The sequence below is a fragment of the Paenibacillus wynnii genome (assembly GCF_000757885.1).
Classification (GTDB): domain Bacteria; phylum Bacillota; class Bacilli; order Paenibacillales; family Paenibacillaceae; genus Paenibacillus_AQ; species Paenibacillus_AQ wynnii.
Map to the genome: position 1 here is coordinate 658,370 of NZ_JQCR01000002.1, position 18,525 is coordinate 676,894.

An 18,525-nucleotide genomic window follows, 5' to 3' on the forward strand; every position below is an offset into this window, starting at 1 on the left:
TTATAGAGAAAATGAACCTTCTTGAATAGAGGAATATGAAAAATACCACTTACTTGCGTCAGGTAATATTACATAAGACACAAAAAATTAAGTTTTCATACCTATTTATCCTGTAATGCTATAACAAATTCACTTGATAAATATCATGAATCAGAGTATCAAAAAAGACCGTCCCGAGGAGCGGTCCTTACCTTAACTACTAAATCGAGTCTGGGGTGGGGATGGATGGTATGACCTCTTAGAGACGTTCCGATTTATTTAGCCACCATGGCTGCGAAAGCAACCTCCCCTTTAGACCCTACGGCTGCTGGTTGCTAATCACAAATCTTATCCTCAGACGCTTGTTGAAGATAAGTGTACTTAGTACACTTATTTCAGTAATTTCCCTCATCCCAATGAACTTAACTGCACTTTCTGCAACTAAATCCTCCCAATAGTCCATTCTCAGCCCACTTCGCTCCAAATAGCTGTATAAAGTGCAGTTACTTTTGTAATTCAGCCATATAGAGGTATTTTAGTTGTACAGAGTGCAGCTAAAGCTAGCCCCAGACTTCTTTAATCCACGACAACAGACGCAAATCCTGCCCATAACCTCCAATAATAGATATGCCAAGCGGCAGACCATCCTCCCCGGTCACAGGAAGGGTAACCTGCGGCAGGCCGGCCAACCCGGCAATGCAGCACAGCATCATCGCCCCACTCCGATTCCGCTCAAGCTGCCGGGAATCCCCGCCGCGCAGCGGAGCAGGACCCGGAACGGTCGGTATTACAAAACAGCCCGACTCTCCCAGCAGTTGACGCAGACGGGATGAAATCCCCTCCCTAGTCTGTTGTGCAAAGGTAAGATCCTTTGAATCCAGACTAGAAGCCCAGGCGAACCGGTCAGCAATATCCGGTCCGAACTCAGGCCGTTCCTGCTCAATCCATTCCCCATGGGTTGCCCAAATCTCACGCCCCTGTAGCTCTCGGAACACATCCATCCACACTTTAAGTCCTTCCGGAGCTATTTCGATGTCCAAAGCACGGCCTGCACCCGATTGCAGACGGCTTAGAGCGTTAGAAAGCTTTATCTCACTTTCCTTTTCAACTAGAGTCCATGCATCAGTAGCGATATAAATATGATCTATAGTATTTTTATTAGGTTCCTTCCCCATCGGCAAAAGAATCTTACCCACTTTGTGCAATAGTTCTGCATGCCCTGCCATCCACCCTACGGTATCAAACCCCGGTGAAAGTGGAATGACGCCCTTCATATCCACCGCTCCATGAGAGGGACGAAACCCATAAACTCCACAGTAGGAAGAAGGCACACGAATGGACCCCCCGGTATCTGTTCCAAGTGCAAAATCAACACTCCCAGAGGCTACTGCCACAGCAGAACCGCTAGACGATCCACCTGGAATACACCCAGATGCATGAGGGTTCACGGGAGTACCGTAATGGTAGTTCTCTCCTCCCAAACTGTACATCAACTCATCCGTAAGCGCCGCTCCTTTCAAAGAAGCACCAGCCACCAGCAGACTTCGAACTGCGGCTGCATGATAAGTAGAGGCTGAATGCGTCCGGGACCAGTCCGGATTACCCGCGGATGAGGTGTGACCGGCAACGGCGAACACATCCTTCACTGTGAAGCTAAGACCCTCAAGCGGCCCGTATCCTAGGGGCATCACCTCCAACATCGGGTCTATAAACGCACCATAGCGATTATCCAGAACCATCATTACACCCCCTAGGCTAAATGCTTTTTCGTGAAAAGAACGGTTGGAATCCATGCGTCAGTGTGTTTACCAGCCGATGGCCGCTCCATCACAACGCGGATCGGTCCCGCCGCTGCGAAATCCGTTATCAGCTATAGCGATCACATGGGCATGACCCATAATCCCGTCGAATGCATTGACAGTTCTAACTAGGTGCCCGGCTGCTGCCAGCCTTTGCAGAACCGTTTCAGGTACCCTGCTTTCCAGCTTCAGCTCCTGTGTAGGCTCTCCCCAGGTTCTTCCCCACACAAAACGCGGTGCCTCAACGGCCTGCTGCGGATTCATGCCATAGTGCAGCATACGTGTGAGCAGCAACGTTTGAGTTTGAGGTTGTCCTTCTCCACCCTGAGTACCATATAAAATGGCCGGTTTGCCGTCCTTGCAGGCCATTGCGGGCATCAGCGTATGAAAGGTACGTTTGTGCGGCTCCAGCGTATTCACAGCTCTCGGGTCCAGTGAGAAAAACGACCCTCGATTCTGCAGTAAAATCCCGGTATCCCCTGCGACTACACCTGATCCAAACTCAAAATACAGGCTCTGTATAAAAGAGACCGCATTGCCCTCCTCATCCACCACCGCTGCATAGGCTGTATCACGTCCGAGAGGCTCACTCGTAAGCTCCGCCGCTTCTTCAAGTGAAATTGAGGCGGCAAGCTTAGCCGCATAGCTTTTGTCTAGAAGTGTTTTTATAGGAATATCACTGAATAACGGATCAGTCAGCACCTGATCACGATCCCGAAAACTCAGCTTCAGCGCCTCAACCAGAAGATGATAATACTCGTATGAACCATTGGCGATGTCTGCAAAATCAAATTGTTCCAGTATATTAAGGCTCATGAGTGCAGCAAAACCCTGCGAATTAGGCGGTGCCTGGTAGATGGTATGCCCGAAGTAATCCGTGGAAATAGGCTCTACCCAATCCCCCGTGTGATCCCGAAAATCCTCAATTGTGAGCAATCCCCCCGCCTTCAGCATGTAATCAGAAACCGTTGCCGCTATCTCTCCCTTATAAAAAGCATCTCGTCCACCGTTCTGGAGTTTCCGAAGCGTAGCGGCCAACTGATGCTGGATGAATCTCTCCCCTGCCTCAGGGATCCGTCCACCCGGAATATAAATAGCGGCTGCCTGAGGCTGCGCGTTCAGCACCGACTCTGCATGACGAGTATTCTCATGTTGGTCCGGCGATACAGGGAAACCTTCGGAGGCGTATTCTATAGCGGGCTCTAATACCTCTGCCAGAGTGAGGCGTCCGTACTTCTTCAGTACAGCATCCCAGCTGTCTACCATACCAGGAACCGTAATAGCACTTCGGATGCCGCGTCTAGGGATGCCCGATTCGCCAGAATAGCTGTCTCGGCTGACATTGTAACCGGAACGTCCGCTGCCGTTATACGCACGAACCCGTCCTTCCCCGGCGTTGTAGGTCAGCCAAAAGGCATCGCCGCCAAGCCCGGTCATATGCGGATATACCACCGCCAGACAAGCACTAACGGCCACCGCCGCATCAAAAGCGTTGCCGCCCCTCAGCAGAATTCGAGCACCTGCAGCAGAGGCCAGGTAATGGGGACTCACTACCATTGTTTTGGTACCTACTACCGGTTTTCCTGCCATAACTCTCCCCCCTCTGAATAAACGTAGCCATAGCCTTTACACTGTCATTGAATAATGTCATTTAACATTACCCCTAAGCTTATAGTCAACGGATTAAAACAGAACGTAAAATATGGCCATTTTATTTGTGGATACTGCACAAACTTGATAAATTAAGATAGACATAAAGATAATAAACAAGGATGATTACATACGAAATGTATAAGAGAGATGTATAGAAATGAGGTACGGGATGGGCCAGAGGGGGTTTAACGTGAAATCAAACGAGAATCATTATGTACAATTAACAGCGTCCATGTTAAGGACTGGAGTACTGGGCTACGGCGGTGGACCCTCTGTAATCCCCCTCATCCGTCATGATGCCGTAACGCGTTATAACTGGCTGAATGATGATGAGTTCGGCGAGACCCTGGCAATCGCCAATGCCTTGCCTGGTCCGATTGCCACCAAAATGGCCGCTTATTTGGGGTATAAACTGAAAGGGGTACGAGGAGCTATAGTTTCTGTCCTCGCCCATATCCTCCCCAGCTGCATAGCAATGATTGCTCTATTATCGGCGGTTAATTACTTGAGCGGTTCGAAGGTTGTTGCCGGGATGATTGCGGGGGTCTCACCTGTTATTGCGGTTCTTCTAGGGCTGATGGCTTACGAATTCGCTCAAAAAACCTATAAAGGATTAGGGATATGGCTGGGCTTGGGGCTTTTTCTGTTGGCACTTCTTCTACTCGAGGTCCTTCATGTGCATCCGGCTATTGTTATCGTCCTCTTCCTCGGTTATGGAACCCTTCATTTCAGTATTATTGCGAAGCTTAACTCGAAACGTAATTCTAAAGGAGGGACCCCTTAAATGGAGTGGCTCAAACTGATTTACGGCTTTTTTATGGCTAATGTGCTTGGCTACGGTGGCGGTCCCTCCTCCATCCCGCTTATGTATGAGGAAATCGTTCCTCATTATGGATGGCTGACCGATGAGCAATTCTCCAATATGCTGGCACTCGGCAACGCACTTCCAGGTCCTATAGCTACCAAAATTGCTGCTTATGTCGGCTACGATGTATACGGCTGGCTAGGATTGATTGTGGCCTTGCTGGCAACGATCCTTCCCTCCGCAGCGGCGTTGATCATTTTGCTTCAGGTGATGCAGAAATATCGCAAGTCTCCCGTTGTGAAGGGCATGACCCTGCTTGTACAACCCGTCATCGCTGTAATGATGGCTGTTCTTACTTGGAAAATGGCTAAAGGGCCTGCGAATTCCATCGGAATCTGGCAGACCTTATTCATTGCTGCCGTTTCCCTTTGGGCCATCAAACGTCTTAAGCTGCACCCCGCCTTAGTGATCGTTGCCGCTTTTGCCTACGGCGGGTTAGTACTCCGCTACAGCGTCTAATTATTCAGAATATATTGCGACAGCACAGCCTGAACCTCATAGATATTCACACTTTTGTTGAATGTCTTCTTGAGGGGCATAGAGCCGCCGGATACATAAATACACAGCTCAGCGTCCAAATCAAAATGTCCGGCAGTCTCTACCGAATAATGCGATATACTTTTATACGGGATGGAATGGTACTCCGTTTTCTTGCCGGTCACCCCTTGTTTATCTACCATAATCAGTCGTTTATCTGTAAAAATGAACATATCCCTGATCAGCTTGTAGGCTCTTTCAATCTTTTCTTGAGGGGCAAGAATTTGGGCAAAATCTCTTTTGATCTCTGAGATATCCACCTGTGAAGCATTCCCTAGTAAACCGTTAAAAAGTGCCATCCTTTCAACCCCTTTTCATATCATTTTTTAGTTCAAATTATAATAATTATTCGGCAGTACAATTCTTATTCCACTTTTTTCTTGCTTTTCCCCTTAATTTTCATTAAACTAACTGTAAATTTGTTAACGAAGGAGGTGTGGTAGGATGGATCGCAATTGGACCAACAGTGTTATTAGCCGGCTGCCTATAGCTATGGCTGGCATCGTTCATGTAAATGGAAACAACGGGAGAACTCTGTCCATTTTCAAGAATTTAATAACACTACACAATTGTGAAATGCCTTTCCTGCCATCACCCGGACGGATCTAATAACCGGAGAATGATAAGGCCGTGGGGAAATTTCCCTGCGGTCTTTTTTTGTAAGCTGATGGCGGCATAAGGGCATTCCTATAAAGGAGAAAACCCATGATTATTCAATGTCAAAATGTACAAAAATACCACGGTGCCCAGCTTGTGTTGTCAGACATCACCTTCGATATTCGCCAAGGCGAAAAAATAGGCCTCATCGGCCGCAACGGTTGCGGTAAAACCACACTTTTCCATCTTCTAAACGGACAGGAACGCCCCGATCAGGGGCAAATCTCGATTCGTAAGGGCAGCGTAATCGGACAGCTGTCACAGATTCAGGAAGCCAGCGGGAACGAAAGTGTCTATAACGTACTACAGCGAAGTTTTGCTGAGCCGTTGCAATGGCAGAGTCGTCTACGGGAACTGGAGCTGGAAATGTCCTCCCTGAATGCAGGAACGAATGAGGAACGCTGGAACAAACTGCTGAAGGAGTATGGAACCCTGCAGGATAGATTTGAAGCCTCGGGAGGCTACGAGATCGAAGCATCCATTCAGCGTATATCCGCAGGACTGGGGATCGGAACTGGACAATATGAACGGGTCTTCTCCTCCCTCTCCGGCGGGGAGAAAACAAAGGTGGGTCTGGCAGAGCTGCTGCTGCGTCGACCTGATGTACTCCTATTGGATGAACCCACGAATCATCTGGATATGAATGCTATCGAATGGCTGGAGCAATTTCTTCAAGATTATGAGGGGACCGTCCTCGCTATTTCGCATGACCGTTATTTTCTGGACGCCGTTGTGAACAAGGTTATTGAGATTGAAGACGGGGAAGCGATCACTTACCATACGAATTACAGCGGGTATCAGACAGAGAAGGAAACACGGCTGCTGCAGCAATTCACGGATTATAAGGAGCAGCAGAAAAAGATCAAACAAATGAAAGAAACGATCAAACGCCTGATCGAATGGGGCAACCGCGCGGACAACCCCAAATTTCATAAGCGGGCGGCGGCGATGCAAAAAGCGTTGGATCGTATGGTCAAGGTAAAAAGACCTATTCTAGAGCGCAAATCCATCGATCTGCAACTGGAACAGAACGACCGTTCAGGCAATCAGGCTCTCACTCTCGACCAAATTGGCAAAGCCTACGGGAATCGCAGTTTATTTCAACAGGCTACTGAAATATTGCATTACGGAGAAACCACAGCGCTGATCGGCAGCAACGGAGCAGGCAAGAGTACGCTGCTAAGGATTATATTAGGCCAGGAAGCACCAGACATGGGAACCTGCACACTAGGTTCACGGGCTGTCGTTGGCTATCTGGCACAGGAAGCCATCCCTGACAATGGAGGACAATCCGTACTGAGATATTTCCGCGAGGAAGCTGGACTTGAGGAAGGGGAAGCCAGGGGCCAGCTGGCACGATTTCTATTCTACGGCAGCGATGTGTTCAAAGACATCACCAACCTTTCGGGCGGAGAATGGACCCGGCTACGCTTTGCTATTCTAATGCACCGACGTCCTAATCTGCTGATTCTTGATGAACCCACCAATCACTTGGATATCGATTCCCGTGAAGCCTTGGAGGAAGCGCTGGAGGAATTCCCCGGCACAGTACTCGCTGTATCCCATGACCGTTATTTCATAAATCGGCTATTCCGTAAGATATGGACTCTTGAAAATGGACAGTTCGGAGTATTCGACGGAAACTACGAATATTACAAGGAGAAGCAAGTGGAGAAAACCCTAGCCGCATCCGCATCCCAAGAGCAAAACAAATGTACAGAGGGTAAGAATACCGTTGGGCAAATTAGTACTAAGCGAGGACCCGCTACTCCTGAGGTTAAATTAAAACAGGACCGTTCTCTGTCTTCCTGGGAGAAGGATATCGCGGATGCCGAACAACAGATCGAGGGTATCGACCTTGAAATGCTTAATCCCCGAATGAGCAGTAATGCCGAAGGTCTAGCCGAATTGCAGCAAGAACGTGATATAATTCAGGAGAAGCTGGAACAGTTGTACGCAGGTTGGATGGTCGCTACTGAGAATAAAGTTTATTAGAACCAAGAAGAAACGGCTTTGCAATCCTTAATGGGAGCCTATGCTTCCGAAGCAGCGATACTCCGTATCGCTTTCAGGTATCCGTTTCACGTAGAAATATAAGCAAAGTATACTGAAAACTTCAAACAGGCTGCCTCTTCGATTCGAAGAAGCAGCCTTTTATATGTTATATCATCAAATTAGACTAACTATTCTTAACTTTACCGAAAAATACCCGAGGCCCATCCCAATACCGAGATCCATAACGGAATGCTAATCAATACACCCCACATTAAACCAGACGCAATGTTTCCTTCTGCAGGACGTACTATGCTTTCCTGATTAAGTGGAAGTCTCAACTCTTCTGGCTCCATAACGATCCCCTCCTAAATTTCTTATCGTCACAGTAGAGGAAAAAATGTAGACCGCTTGACCCAAAAAGTTAAATTTTTAGCCGTTTATTAGATATAAAGGCTCAGCGGTTTTCAGTTGTAAGTGCTTTCATAACGATAATTACCCAAAAACCGTATTCACTCAAACGTTAGCAGTAACAATGTATTATATTGTATGCGATTCCTAGTCCAATATTACTGGTTTATTAGGGTTTTGTAAATATTGGAACATGGTGTGAATCTGCTCCACTGTATTCCGCTCTATAGATAATTCCGGCAAGTGGTCTTCCGAGAAAAAAGAAACTCCGCTAGTCTCCAAGCCCTCCACAGCCTTCCCCCCGACAATCCGGCAGAGAATAAACAGTTTGTAGATATGATAAGCTTCCGGTGGATGATTATGAAATTTTTTGTCCATCACGGCCAATAGCCGAACTGCCTCCGTCTCAAATCCAGACTCCTCGCGAATCTCCTTCACTGCAACTTCACTTGGGGAAAGTCCGATATCAGCCCAACCTCCCGGTAGCGCCCATTTGCCGTCACTCTTTTCACGAACCAGCAGGATGCAATCATCTCTGAATACAACACCGCGAATATCGGTTTTAGGGGTGCAGTAGCCCTCATCATTAGCGAACGAGAGTCGAATGGTCTCTTTGCTCTCCAGCGTATAATTAGCCAAAATATCCACGCTCAGCTCCCGTAAAGCCTGATAACGCTCCACATCATACACATCTTTGGCATAGGCAAGGCCTGTTTGTGCGATGGCCTGGATTTCTTTTGCCCATGATAACCACTTTGGTTCCATTACTGCACCTCCTCTTCCGAGTATCCATAGGTTTATTGGCAGAGCATCAAATGCCGGGAAAATGGACCCTTTTTCGCCACACAGCGGTCTATAATCGTAAACCCAGCTTTAGAAATCATTTCATCCATAGGCTCAATGGCTACGATGACGACTCTATCCGCAATCCGGCGCGCATTCACAAGTATAGAATATTGCTCCTCCGGCGTAATACGTGAATATAGATTGTAAGGCATGTCCACAATGGCTACATCGTAATGTTCAGTGATATCTGCGATATCCCCAAGGGTAACCTCACTCGTAAACCCAAAATGAGCGATGTTCGTTCGAGCACCCGCCGCAATTAAAGGGTTGATATCCCGTCCTACCATATCTATTCCCATAGAGAGTGCCTCTACCATTACTGTCCCAATCCCACAGCAAGGATCGATGGCCTTGATGCCAATCGGATTCGGTACGGCCATATTAACGGCTGCTCTTGCTACGCGTGTACTGAGCGCAATAGAGTAGCTGCGCGGCTTTTTCATTTGACGAAACCAGGTTGCCTTATTCTTATGATAGGACCCAAAGTACCAGCGGCCACCCAGTGTGACAATCCCATAGACGAGCTGCGGATGGTTCACATCAGCTTCTCCCTCGATACGAAGGCCGATTTCCCGCTCAATCATTCTGCGTTCATCATACTCTATTTTGTCTGCAGGTAACAGATCATTGGTCTTTACAAAAATAACCTTGAAAGTCATCCCATGGAGTTGAACCTGCTCCGTTTGCGTGTAAATCTCAGGCAGGCTGTCTCCACTGTACATCACATCAATCCGTTCTTTAATAAAGGGGCTGCGGCTAACATCTACCTCAATGTCACTTTCAAAAATGTCCGGGGATACTTCCTTTCCAAACAGACAACGCAGCTCCATCTGACAAAGGGATCTCTCATCCTCCGAACAGGCGTATGTATATATAAATGTCGGCTTTCCGCTTTCCGTATTCAATTTAATCTCATCCTCTATCTTTTTAAAATGTTGTGCTGCCTTCTAATATACCTTATCCTTGCAGCTTAATCAGTCTATCATAGTTACCGACAGTAAGCATATCCGTATTCATTTTGATACCTAGTGAGTTCTCCAGTATAATGAACCCTGTAAAAGGTTTTCATCTCAAGGAGGTACATAACACTATGTCGTATGAATCTTATTTCAAAGAACACCGGGAGGAGCATCTGGAGGAGCTGAAGCAATGGCTTACTATTCCCAGTATCTCCGCCTTATCCGCACACAAGGAAGATGTCCTGACTGCAGCAAATTGGCTGTTGGATACCCTTAAGCGTGCAGGTCTGGAGAATATTGAACTTCATCCTACAGCAGGTCACCCTGTAATATATGCCGATTATCTGCATGCACCGGGTCAGCCGACTATTCTGGTATACGGCCACTACGATGTGCAGCCGGTTGATCCGCTGAATCTGTGGACGACTCCGCCGTTTGAACCGAACATCCGGGATGGCAAGCTGTACGCACGCGGCGCAACCGATGATAAAGGGCAAGTGTTCGTCCACATTAAAGCGCTTGAAGCTATTCTTAAGCAGGAAGGCACACTTCCGGTTAATATTAAGCTCTGTATTGAAGGGGAGGAAGAGATCGGCAGCGCTAATCTGCCACCATTCCTCGAAGCAAACAAAGCTAAGCTGGCAGCAGATGCCGTGCTTGTCTCGGACACTTCTTTATTGGAACGCGGCCGTCCTGCTATCTGCACCGGATTGCGCGGTCTATGCTCGCTTGAGGTTATTGTATCCACTGCCTCAACAGATTTACACTCAGGTTCGTTTGGCGGCGGTGTGCCTAATGCGCTTCATGCACTAGTATCTCTGCTCACCTCCCTCCACGACGATAAGGGACGTGTTTCTGTAGACGGCTTCTACAAGGGAGTTCCAGAACTCTCCCCGATGATGCGTGAAGAATTCACCAAGCAAGGGGTAGATGAGGATAAAATTAGACAAAACCTAGGGCTAGAGGCATTATACGGAGAAGAAGGCTACACTTTTGTTGAACGGGTTGGAGCTCGGCCGACGCTTGAGCTTAACGGTGTCTTCGGCGGCTTCCAAGGCGAGGGCAGCAAGACCGTCATCCCGAAAGAGGCTCATGCTAAAATTACATGCCGACTTGTTGGCGATCAAGATCCGCAAGCGATCCTCGATGCTATAGAGACTCATCTTAAGGCTAACCTCCAAGTCGGAGCGCGGCTGCAAGTGAAGCAAATGGAAAAAGCGCGCGCCTTCAATATTGACCCTTCCCATCCTATCTTGCAAACCGCGGCTGACGCCTATGGCAAAGTGTATGGAACACGGGCTCTGTTCACCAAAGATGGCGGCTCCATCCCAATCATGGAGAGCTTCTCGCGGGTTCTGGAAGCCCCTGTCGTTCTAATGGGTTTTGGCTTGGACGATGAGAATCTACATGCTCCGGATGAGCATTTCAACCTGGAGAATTTTGATATGGGTCTTCTAACCATTGTTGAATTCCTAAAGGCTCTTTAAGATTCAAAGTTTCAAAAAAGCTAGCCAGTCTCGGGTTATTGGAGACTGGCTAGCTTTCTTTATTGATCCCTGGCGGCGTGTTTCAGCAGGTTGAGTTAGCAAGGTCACTACCTTATTGAATCTGCACTTTCTCCTGCTATTCTGGTTAATCTACAGGTGAATTGGAATTTTCCCAACTCTTCAAGGATTCAACCCCTATGGAGATATTTAGAGGGGGATTCCCCCCCTCTAATTTCAGATTTTAGATCAATATGGGGTAGCGTCAAGAAGTTTATGTATGAGAGTAGAAATATCTCCCCAGGTATCTGCGACAACTACGGAAAATCGTCTACCTACATGGGTTTCAATATATATAGTTGCACAAATTACACTTATATTTCTCCTTTAGCACACATTAGGGTCTTTAATTGCACTTTATACACTTATTTTTTTGTATTCCGGGGTTTAACCGGCATATTCGTGTTTTTAGTTGCACTAAGTACATCTATCCTTACATCCGAGCGCTACAAGCTAGATATAAGTGTATAATATACATCTATTTCACTGACTACCTCCGAGTTTTCGGTAGGGTCAAGAAGGTTTGTGTAAGAGAGTAGAATGGTCTGTTCCCGCTGAATGCAGCGGAGAGAACGGACTGATTGCGGAAAAGCGACAGCGTTCGCCTGTAAGTTTTCCGAAGGAAAACTAGCTTCGAAAGCATAAGCTGTGTCTGGCTCTGGATTTATACCGTTAAGGTAAAATTCAAAAAATCTGGACACAACAGCGATTGGAGCAACGGTCCGTTCGCGGAGCGTCCACATCGAGTGTCCACCCTATTTTAACGCAAAGAAAAAACCCATGATTCACAAGGGTTTGGAATGTAAGTATGGAGCGGGTGATGGGAATCGAACCCACGCTATTAGCTTGGAAGGCTAAAGTTCTACCATTGAACTACACCCGCGACTTAGATTAAGACAAGAAATATTGTAACACTTTTTAGTAGTAAAAGCAATTCAGAAATTATGAGGGGATTTCTACTCTAAGCATTTTCAAAAAAGACTTTTCAAATTCCAGCGCTCGAATGGGCTTGCTGAACAAGAACCCTTGTGCATCATGACAGCGCTGCTGCCGCAAGAACTGCAGTTGATCCTTATTCTCTACACCTTCAGCTGTAACCTTAAGCTTCAAATGATGTGCCATCGAGGTAATGGTTGAGACAATAGCCGCATCGTTGCTGTCTTCCATAACCTCTTGAACAAAGGAGCGATCAATTTTCAAGCGGTCTATCGGCATATTTTTCAGATAATGAAGTGAGCTATAGCCCGTACCAAAATCATCAATACTGATAAATACCCCAAGCTCCTTCAAGCGCTTCAATTGGTCAAAGGTCGTTTCTTTATCCAGCGTCATACTCTCTGTGATTTCCAGATCGACATAACATGCTTCTAAACCGATATCACTAAGGATTGCACCGATTTTACCTGCCAGATTTGGCTGCAGAAATTGACGCATCGAGAGGTTTATAGATACACAGATAGGCTGATAACCTGCATTCTGCCACATTTTATTCTGAAGACAAGCCGTCTTGAGCACCCATTCGCCAATAGAGACAATCAACCCGCTCTCCTCTGCAATCGGAATGAATTCAGAGGGGGAGATTAGCCCGCGCTTCGGATGATCCCAGCGCAGCAGCGCCTCCATTCCTACGATTTCTTCTGTATCAAGGTGAACTTGCGGCTGATAGACCAGGTAGAATTCATTACGTTCAAGCGCTCTCCGCATATCATTTTCCAGCTTCAGGCGTTCCTTGGCTTTCATCTGCATAGCGGGTACGTAGCGGCGAATTTCAACCCCTTGATCCTTGGCATTATGGACTGCGGTATCCGCATTCTGAATCAGCTGCTCAGCGGTTTCTCCGTCACCGGGAAAGACACTCATCCCGAGACTTAGAGAAATGTGGTATTCTCCAGATTCCAGCTCAATCGGTAATTCGAATAGTCTCAGCAATTCTCTAGCCCGGGTCATACTCCCCTCTAGACTCGACCTTTCCGTCATAAGAAAGGCGAACTCATCTGCCCCCATACTGAATAGTTCTTCATTACGTCGGGCTTCAGAGTTTATCCGCTCAGATACGGTTTGCAGCATACGATCCCCGGCAAAATGCCCTAGAGAGTCATTGATATTTTTAAAATGATTAATATTCATGATTACTAGCGCTGAAAAGCCTTTACTTCTGTCTTTCTCTCCAGTCAGAATCATCTCCTCAACACGCTGCATCAAGCGGCGTCTGTTCGGGAGACCCGTCAAATCATCATGATAGGCTAAATAATTAATTTGGGCTTCTATCGCCTCATACTCTTGAAAGGGCTCTTCAATCGTTAATCGATAGACCCCTTGCAGCAATAGGTAATAGGCAATTCCGCTGCAAATCATACCGATTAGATTATCTACATCGTTAATAGCGGCTGGATTCATAAAGAAAACTTGTCCAAAAACAAAGAAGATTAACGATCGGATAATGATAAGCAGCGAAGCAGATTTCTCCACCTTCCCCGGATATACAATAACAGCAACTGCAATGAGGTAGATTAGTAGCACAAGCATATCCAATATTCGTTTCAGCGCTTCCAGAGCCAATGGACTTATGAACTGCGGGAATAAGGTATGACCAAAAGCAACCACTGCCAAAGCAGCTAATATCAACACAAATGCTTTACGAAATACTCTGACCTTATCAGTAATGGTAACCGGCGTGTCTTCTTTGCTGAAAATAACCAATATACCAATAGAACTGGCAAGTCGTGAGAAGGTAAGAATCCAAAGGGATTCTCCAGAACTGATATACGAAGATATGAACGGTACACCTACAAAGCCGAGGGTGTGAATAAAGTCGAAGATGCTAACACCTAAAAAAAGTGCAGCAGTATACAGCCTTCCCTTAGATAAACGGTTGGAGAAAAAAAGCCATCCCTGTGCAAATATGGAAAAAGCAAAGGCTACATTGCAGCAGCCAGCAATCAGATAAAATGCGGACAGCATATCCCAATCATAAGCCTGGTTAAGGGAACTGTGGAAAATCTGAATCAGCAGGAAGAGCAGTGCCCCACCTATAGCTGCATGAATAGTCTTTTTCTCTTCTTGTTTCATATGTCCCTCGCGTCTGAAATGATATCTACATCTAAATAATGGATTTATTTATGTCCTATGTATAAATATCGGCTGGATAGCTCTGTAAAGTTACACCGTTTTTTCGACAATGTAGAAGACGGTTTAACTAGGCTCACGCTTATACTTCATTATAAAGTGCATGATTATGAAAGAATCCAGATCGTCAGTTAAAAAAAAGCAGCTGCCCCTGTTTGCGGGGGCAGTGCTTCTGCAAGGTATTATTTGTCACCAAAGGTTACTTCCGGAGTTGTAAGCTTATCATAGAAATCAACAGCTTGATCCTTGTCCGCGGAGGAACGCAAAGCCATAGCGGAACGAGGATGCTCATCAAGAGTACCCGTGATCATATAAGGAATGATATATCCCCACTCTTCTTTCTCCCGCAATGGAATCATTAGACGTTCAACGATATCAAGTACCGGGCGTAAAGTATAACGTGTATTTTTCAAATGGGTAACAAGCAGTTCCGTTGGGCAATTGCCTGCAGCACGTCCCATCCCGTAACAGGAAGCATCCAGCAGCTCTACACCGTGTTCATTAGCAACAAGGGTATTAGAGAAGGCCAATTGCAAATTGTTATGGGTATGTACGCCTAAACGCTTGTTTGGCAGGTGAGTTTTGAATTTCTCGATCAGGTACTTCATATCATTATGATCCAAGCTGCCATAGGAATCGACGATGTAGACCACATCCACTACACTTTCACTGATCTGCTCGAAGGCTTCAAGAAGTTCATTCTCCATTACATTAGATAATGCCATAATGTTGATAGTTGTTTCATAACCTAAGTTATGAAAGGTTTGTACAAGTTGAAGCGCCTTGTCCACATCTTTGCTGTAGCAAGCCACACGAATCAGATCGAGCATGCTTTCGCTGCGCGGCAAAATATCATTCTCATCCACACGTCCAATATCCACGAGGGCAGAGAGCTTGGTATGACCCTTTTGCGGAATAACCTTGCGGAGAAAATCATCATTAAGAAATCTCCATGGGCCGGCACCTTCAGCGCCTTTAAGCAGCTTAGGGGAATTTTTATAGCCGATTTCCATATAATCAACACCGGCCTCATTAAGACCCGCGTAAAGATTTTGTACAAATTCCACACTGAAATCCCAGTTGTTCACAAGTCCTCCGTCACGGATGGTACAGTCGACGATTTTGCTATGATTAATCTTCACCAATAAACTCTCCTCTCAGCTATACATCATCATTATCCCACCATATCCGACAGGCAATCATTATCATTCATAATACTTTAGTGAAGATTAAAATGTAAAGAATATTTCACCGTTCGCCCATATATGCTTTCAGTATGGTTTGTATGTGACAAATGTTACAGTTAAATTGCCAGAAAAATGCTAAAGTACAGAAAAACTATTGAGATTGATTATCAGTCTCTTTTGGAGGGAAATAAATGGTCTTACTACCCTGCTCCCTATTACATCTACAACCGGGCACAATAGGCTCTATTCATAAAATTGATGGAATGAATCCCATTTTACGCCGTCGGCTTGCCGATTTGGGCGTTTCCGAAGGCGTCATCATCAGCCTCAAAGGAAAAGGTCCTTTTCTAGGACCTATTACATTGGAATGCAACGGTCAGTTATTCGCTATCCGTCGCAAGGAGGCTTCAAGGATTGAAGTCAATGTCTCATGAGATCGGTCGCATTGATTGGCAACCCCAACACAGGAAAGACCTCTCTTTTCAACACACTTACTTCATCTTATGAATATGTCGGGAACTGGGCCGGGGTAACCGTAGAGAAAAAGGTGGGCGACCTGAAGAACGGGGCCGGTAAGCTGATAGATCTACCCGGCATCTACTCCCTGCACCCGCTCTCCCGGGATGAAGGCGTAGCGGCTCAATACTTACTTGAGGAGTCCCCTGAAGCGGTTATCAACATTGTAGATGCCTCACAGCTGGAACGGAACTTGCTGCTCACTCTGCAACTTCTTGAATACGGAAAACCGACAGTACTTGGTTTGAATATGATGGACGTCGCAAATGCTCGGGGCATTCATGTCAATCCGGAAGTCCTTCAATCGCGCTTAGGCATTTCCGTCCTACCGCTTATCGCTAGAACCGGCAAAGGCAGTGGACAGGTTTTAAGCATTGTAGAGAAGCCCTCATCCATACCTCCGGTTCATTTCAAGCTTAACTACGGTGAAATTACCGAACTCGCCATATCTACTATAGAAAAGGAATTACAACATACACCTCATTTGCCTAATCACCGTTGGGTTGCCTTGCAATTACTTGAGCAGAATCCGGTTGTTCTGGAATTCTTGAAGTCACGTGTAGATACAGTTAAACTGCTGGCTATTTATGAGGCTTGTCAAAGCGAATTGCAAATCAAGAAGCTGGCCTTGACTCTTCCGCAGTGGATTCGTTCCATACGCATGGACTACATCCGTTCGTTATGCAAAGACGCTCTCGATACATCCGGGCAAAAGCCGCATAACCTGACGGAACGACTCGATACCGTGCTGACACACCGTTTTTTGGGACTGCCATTGTTCATATTCTTTATGTATGCTTTATTCAAAACAACCTTCGATTGGGTAGGCGGACCTTTATCTGGTCTTATAGACGGTCTGCTCTCCGGTCCTGTAAGTGAGGGAACTGCCTCGTTGCTTCAATATATCGGAGCATCCAGCTTTACTCATGCACTCATTATTGACGGTATTATTGGCGGTGTCGGCGGTGTTCTTGTCTTCGTCCCGCAGATTTTCATTCTGTTTCTCATTATCTCTTTCTTAGAGGATTCAGGTTACATGGCCAGAGTATGTCTGCTAATGGACAGTACCATGGAGAGAATGGGTCTGAACGGGAAAGCCTTCATTCCATTTATTATCGGCTTCGGCTGCAACGTCCCTGCAATTATGGCGGCGCGCAGTATCGAACAGCCTAAAGACCGGATGCTGACCACACTTCTGATGCCGCTGATGTCCTGCTCTGCAAGACTTCCAGTGTACGCCTTATTTGCAGCCGTATTCTTCCCAACTCAGCAGGCGGCAGCCATATTATCAATGTACGTGATGGGTATCATCTTCGCTCTGTTATTATGCAAGCTGTTCTCCAGATACTTATTTAAAAATGAAGCATCGATCTTTATTATCGAGCTTCCTCCATACCGTTTACCGCAGATCAAGACCCTGTCACGGAGCACTTGGGAAAAAGGTAAAGGCTTCCTACGCAAGGCAGGTACCATTATCCTTGCAGGTTCAGTCATTATCTGGCTGATGTCTTATGCCGGACCGGGCGGATTAGATGTAGAGATGGACTTCAGTTATTTAGCAAAATTCGGCGGTATTATTGCACCTTTGCTTGAGCCTCTAGGCTTTGGAACATGGCAAGCAGGAGCCACGCTTGTACCGGGTTTCCTGGCTAAGGAAGTCGTTGTATCCACTATGAATATTATTTACCACACTCCGGATGCTGCCGGATTGCAAAGCCAAGTTTCGCAGACATTCACACCACTGAGCTCAATCAGCTTCATGGCCTTTATTCTTCTCTATATCCCTTGTCTGGCTACAGTAGGTGTTATTAAGAAAGAAACAGCTTCTTGGAAATGGACCTTTTTCTCCATGGGTTATTGTCTAGTTCTGGCGTATGTAGTATGTTTGATCATTTACCAAGGCGGACGGCTGTTGGGCTGGGCATAATCATGGACGTCAAAGATCTTCCTAGGAAAGCGGGGCATACGTGATGATAAATGTGTTGATTGTAGGTCTTATATTCGGATATTCAGGATGGATGTTGTACCGTCATGTACAAAAAGGCAAAAAAGGAGCCTGTGCCGGTTGTGACAAGGGTAAAACCTGTGAGGCTGCATCCATGGATTCTCCTTTTTCTTGTAACAGCGGAAGCCTTAATACAAGCATTAAAAGTAAGTAAAACTATGGCAAATTTAATACCAATCTAAGATAAAATGGTTTAAAACCTTGGGAGACGGGTATGTTTGTTATAAGCAATTGCAACCAGACTCACCAAGGAGGGAATAACAATGAATACTAAGAAAACACTGTTTACTACCCTAGCGCTCGGTGCCGTATATCTGATGAAGAACAAGGAAACCCGTGATAAAGTAATGAATGGCATTCAATCCTTCACCAAGTCTAAGAAATCAGGCAGCACAATTTAAGAAGACCAAGAAGAAACGGCTTTTCCGTCCTTAATTGGACGGAATCCG

19 protein-coding genes and 1 tRNA gene are annotated in these 18,525 nt (G+C 46.2%); 11 read left to right on the forward strand and 9 right to left on the reverse strand.

Going from position 1 to position 18,525, the window contains the following annotated elements; genetic code table 11:
• Positions 1–539: 539 nt before the first annotated feature.
• A complete protein-coding gene (locus PWYN_RS05560) occupies positions 540–1,712 on the reverse strand; it encodes an amidase (RefSeq protein WP_036653350.1) in 1,173 nt (390 codons plus the stop codon).
• A 72-nt stretch (positions 1,713–1,784) separates the two neighbouring features.
• Positions 1,785–3,368, reverse strand: a complete 1,584-nt coding sequence (gene ggt, locus PWYN_RS05565; protein ID WP_036649301.1) for a gamma-glutamyltransferase — start codon at positions 3,366–3,368, stop codon at positions 1,785–1,787.
• A gap of 253 nt (positions 3,369–3,621) precedes the next feature.
• On the opposite strand from ggt, the gene PWYN_RS05570 reads away from it, so the two are divergent.
• Positions 3,622–4,215, forward strand: a complete 594-nt coding sequence (locus PWYN_RS05570; protein WP_036649303.1) for a chromate efflux transporter ChrB — start codon at positions 3,622–3,624, stop codon at positions 4,213–4,215.
• A complete protein-coding gene (locus PWYN_RS05575; protein WP_036649307.1) occupies positions 4,216–4,755 on the forward strand; it encodes a chromate efflux transporter ChrA in 540 nt (179 codons plus the stop codon).
• Here the strand turns inward: PWYN_RS05575 and PWYN_RS05580 are convergent.
• A complete protein-coding gene (locus tag PWYN_RS05580) occupies positions 4,752–5,132 on the reverse strand; it encodes a PH domain-containing protein (RefSeq protein ID WP_036649308.1) in 381 nt (126 codons plus the stop codon). The two genes, PWYN_RS05575 and PWYN_RS05580, sit on opposite strands and share 4 nt — an antisense overlap.
• 145 nt (positions 5,133–5,277) lie before the next feature.
• Here PWYN_RS05580 and PWYN_RS29550 point away from each other — a divergent pair, with 145 nt between their 5' ends.
• From PWYN_RS29550 to abc-f, 3 genes are read left to right on the forward strand one after another with little or no spacing between them, the layout of a single operon-like run.
• The gene (locus tag PWYN_RS29550) at positions 5,278–5,442 is read left to right on the forward strand and encodes a hypothetical protein (protein ID WP_169744089.1); all 165 of its coding nucleotides are present in this window, start codon (positions 5,278–5,280) and stop codon (positions 5,440–5,442) included.
• Positions 5,405–5,512: a cytochrome c3 family protein gene (locus tag PWYN_RS30625; RefSeq protein ID WP_169744090.1), complete on the forward strand. Its 108-nt coding sequence runs from the start codon at positions 5,405–5,407 to the stop codon at positions 5,510–5,512. The genes PWYN_RS29550 and PWYN_RS30625 overlap by 38 nt, the downstream gene beginning before the upstream one ends.
• A gap of 26 nt (positions 5,513–5,538) precedes the next feature.
• Complete coding sequence (gene abc-f / locus PWYN_RS05585; protein WP_036649310.1) at positions 5,539–7,485, forward strand: ribosomal protection-like ABC-F family protein; 1,947 nt, start codon at positions 5,539–5,541, stop codon at positions 7,483–7,485.
• A 200-nt stretch (positions 7,486–7,685) separates the two neighbouring features.
• Here the strand turns inward: abc-f and PWYN_RS29555 are convergent, their stop codons facing one another.
• The 3 genes from PWYN_RS29555 to PWYN_RS05595 all read right to left on the reverse strand — a co-directional run bounded on the left by PWYN_RS29555 (position 7,686) and on the right by PWYN_RS05595 (position 9,644).
• Positions 7,686–7,838, reverse strand: a complete 153-nt coding sequence (locus PWYN_RS29555; protein WP_169744091.1) for a hypothetical protein — start codon at positions 7,836–7,838, stop codon at positions 7,686–7,688.
• Between the two features lie 202 nt (positions 7,839–8,040).
• Positions 8,041–8,658, reverse strand: coding sequence for an NUDIX hydrolase (locus PWYN_RS05590; protein WP_036649312.1), 618 nt, complete (start codon positions 8,656–8,658; stop codon positions 8,041–8,043).
• A gap of 32 nt (positions 8,659–8,690) precedes the next feature.
• Positions 8,691–9,644: a TRM11 family SAM-dependent methyltransferase gene (locus PWYN_RS05595; RefSeq protein WP_036649313.1), complete on the reverse strand. Its 954-nt coding sequence runs from the start codon at positions 9,642–9,644 to the stop codon at positions 8,691–8,693.
• A 185-nt stretch (positions 9,645–9,829) separates the two neighbouring features.
• Here PWYN_RS05595 and PWYN_RS05600 point away from each other — a divergent pair, with 185 nt between their 5' ends.
• Both PWYN_RS05600 and PWYN_RS30630 read left to right on the forward strand, forming a co-directional pair.
• Entirely contained in the window at positions 9,830–11,185 is a 1,356-nt protein-coding gene (locus PWYN_RS05600; protein WP_036649315.1) for a dipeptidase, read from the forward strand.
• A gap of 407 nt (positions 11,186–11,592) precedes the next feature.
• Complete coding sequence (locus PWYN_RS30630) at positions 11,593–11,781, forward strand: P22AR C-terminal domain-containing protein (protein ID WP_157261090.1); 189 nt, start codon at positions 11,593–11,595, stop codon at positions 11,779–11,781.
• A 270-nt stretch (positions 11,782–12,051) separates the two neighbouring features.
• Here the strand turns inward: PWYN_RS30630 and PWYN_RS05610 are convergent.
• The 3 genes from PWYN_RS05610 to PWYN_RS05620 form a co-directional block, all read right to left on the reverse strand.
• Positions 12,052–12,125, reverse strand: a tRNA-Gly gene (locus PWYN_RS05610).
• A gap of 59 nt (positions 12,126–12,184) precedes the next feature.
• Positions 12,185–14,311, reverse strand: coding sequence for a putative bifunctional diguanylate cyclase/phosphodiesterase (locus PWYN_RS05615; protein WP_036649321.1), 2,127 nt, complete (start codon positions 14,309–14,311; stop codon positions 12,185–12,187).
• Between the two features lie 239 nt (positions 14,312–14,550).
• On the reverse strand, positions 14,551–15,510 hold the full coding sequence (locus PWYN_RS05620; protein ID WP_205622736.1) for an aldolase catalytic domain-containing protein: 960 nt from the start codon (positions 15,508–15,510) through the stop codon (positions 14,551–14,553).
• A 236-nt stretch (positions 15,511–15,746) separates the two neighbouring features.
• Between PWYN_RS05620 and PWYN_RS05625 the strand changes: the two genes are divergently transcribed.
• The 4 genes from PWYN_RS05625 (at position 15,747) to PWYN_RS29560 (ending at position 18,477) form a co-directional block, all read left to right on the forward strand.
• Complete coding sequence (locus PWYN_RS05625) at positions 15,747–15,989, forward strand: FeoA family protein (protein WP_036649326.1); 243 nt, start codon at positions 15,747–15,749, stop codon at positions 15,987–15,989.
• Positions 15,986–17,998: a ferrous iron transport protein B gene (feoB, locus tag PWYN_RS05630; RefSeq protein ID WP_036649328.1), complete on the forward strand. Its 2,013-nt coding sequence runs from the start codon at positions 15,986–15,988 to the stop codon at positions 17,996–17,998. Before PWYN_RS05625 ends, feoB begins: the two co-directional genes overlap by 4 nt.
• Before the next feature lie 43 nt (positions 17,999–18,041).
• Positions 18,042–18,230 (forward strand): FeoB-associated Cys-rich membrane protein, encoded by a 189-nt coding sequence (locus PWYN_RS05635; protein WP_036649331.1) that lies wholly within the window; start codon positions 18,042–18,044, stop codon positions 18,228–18,230.
• A gap of 109 nt (positions 18,231–18,339) precedes the next feature.
• Positions 18,340–18,477, forward strand: coding sequence for a hypothetical protein (locus PWYN_RS29560; RefSeq protein ID WP_169744092.1), 138 nt, complete (start codon positions 18,340–18,342; stop codon positions 18,475–18,477).
• The last annotated feature ends 48 nt before the right edge of the window (positions 18,478–18,525 follow it).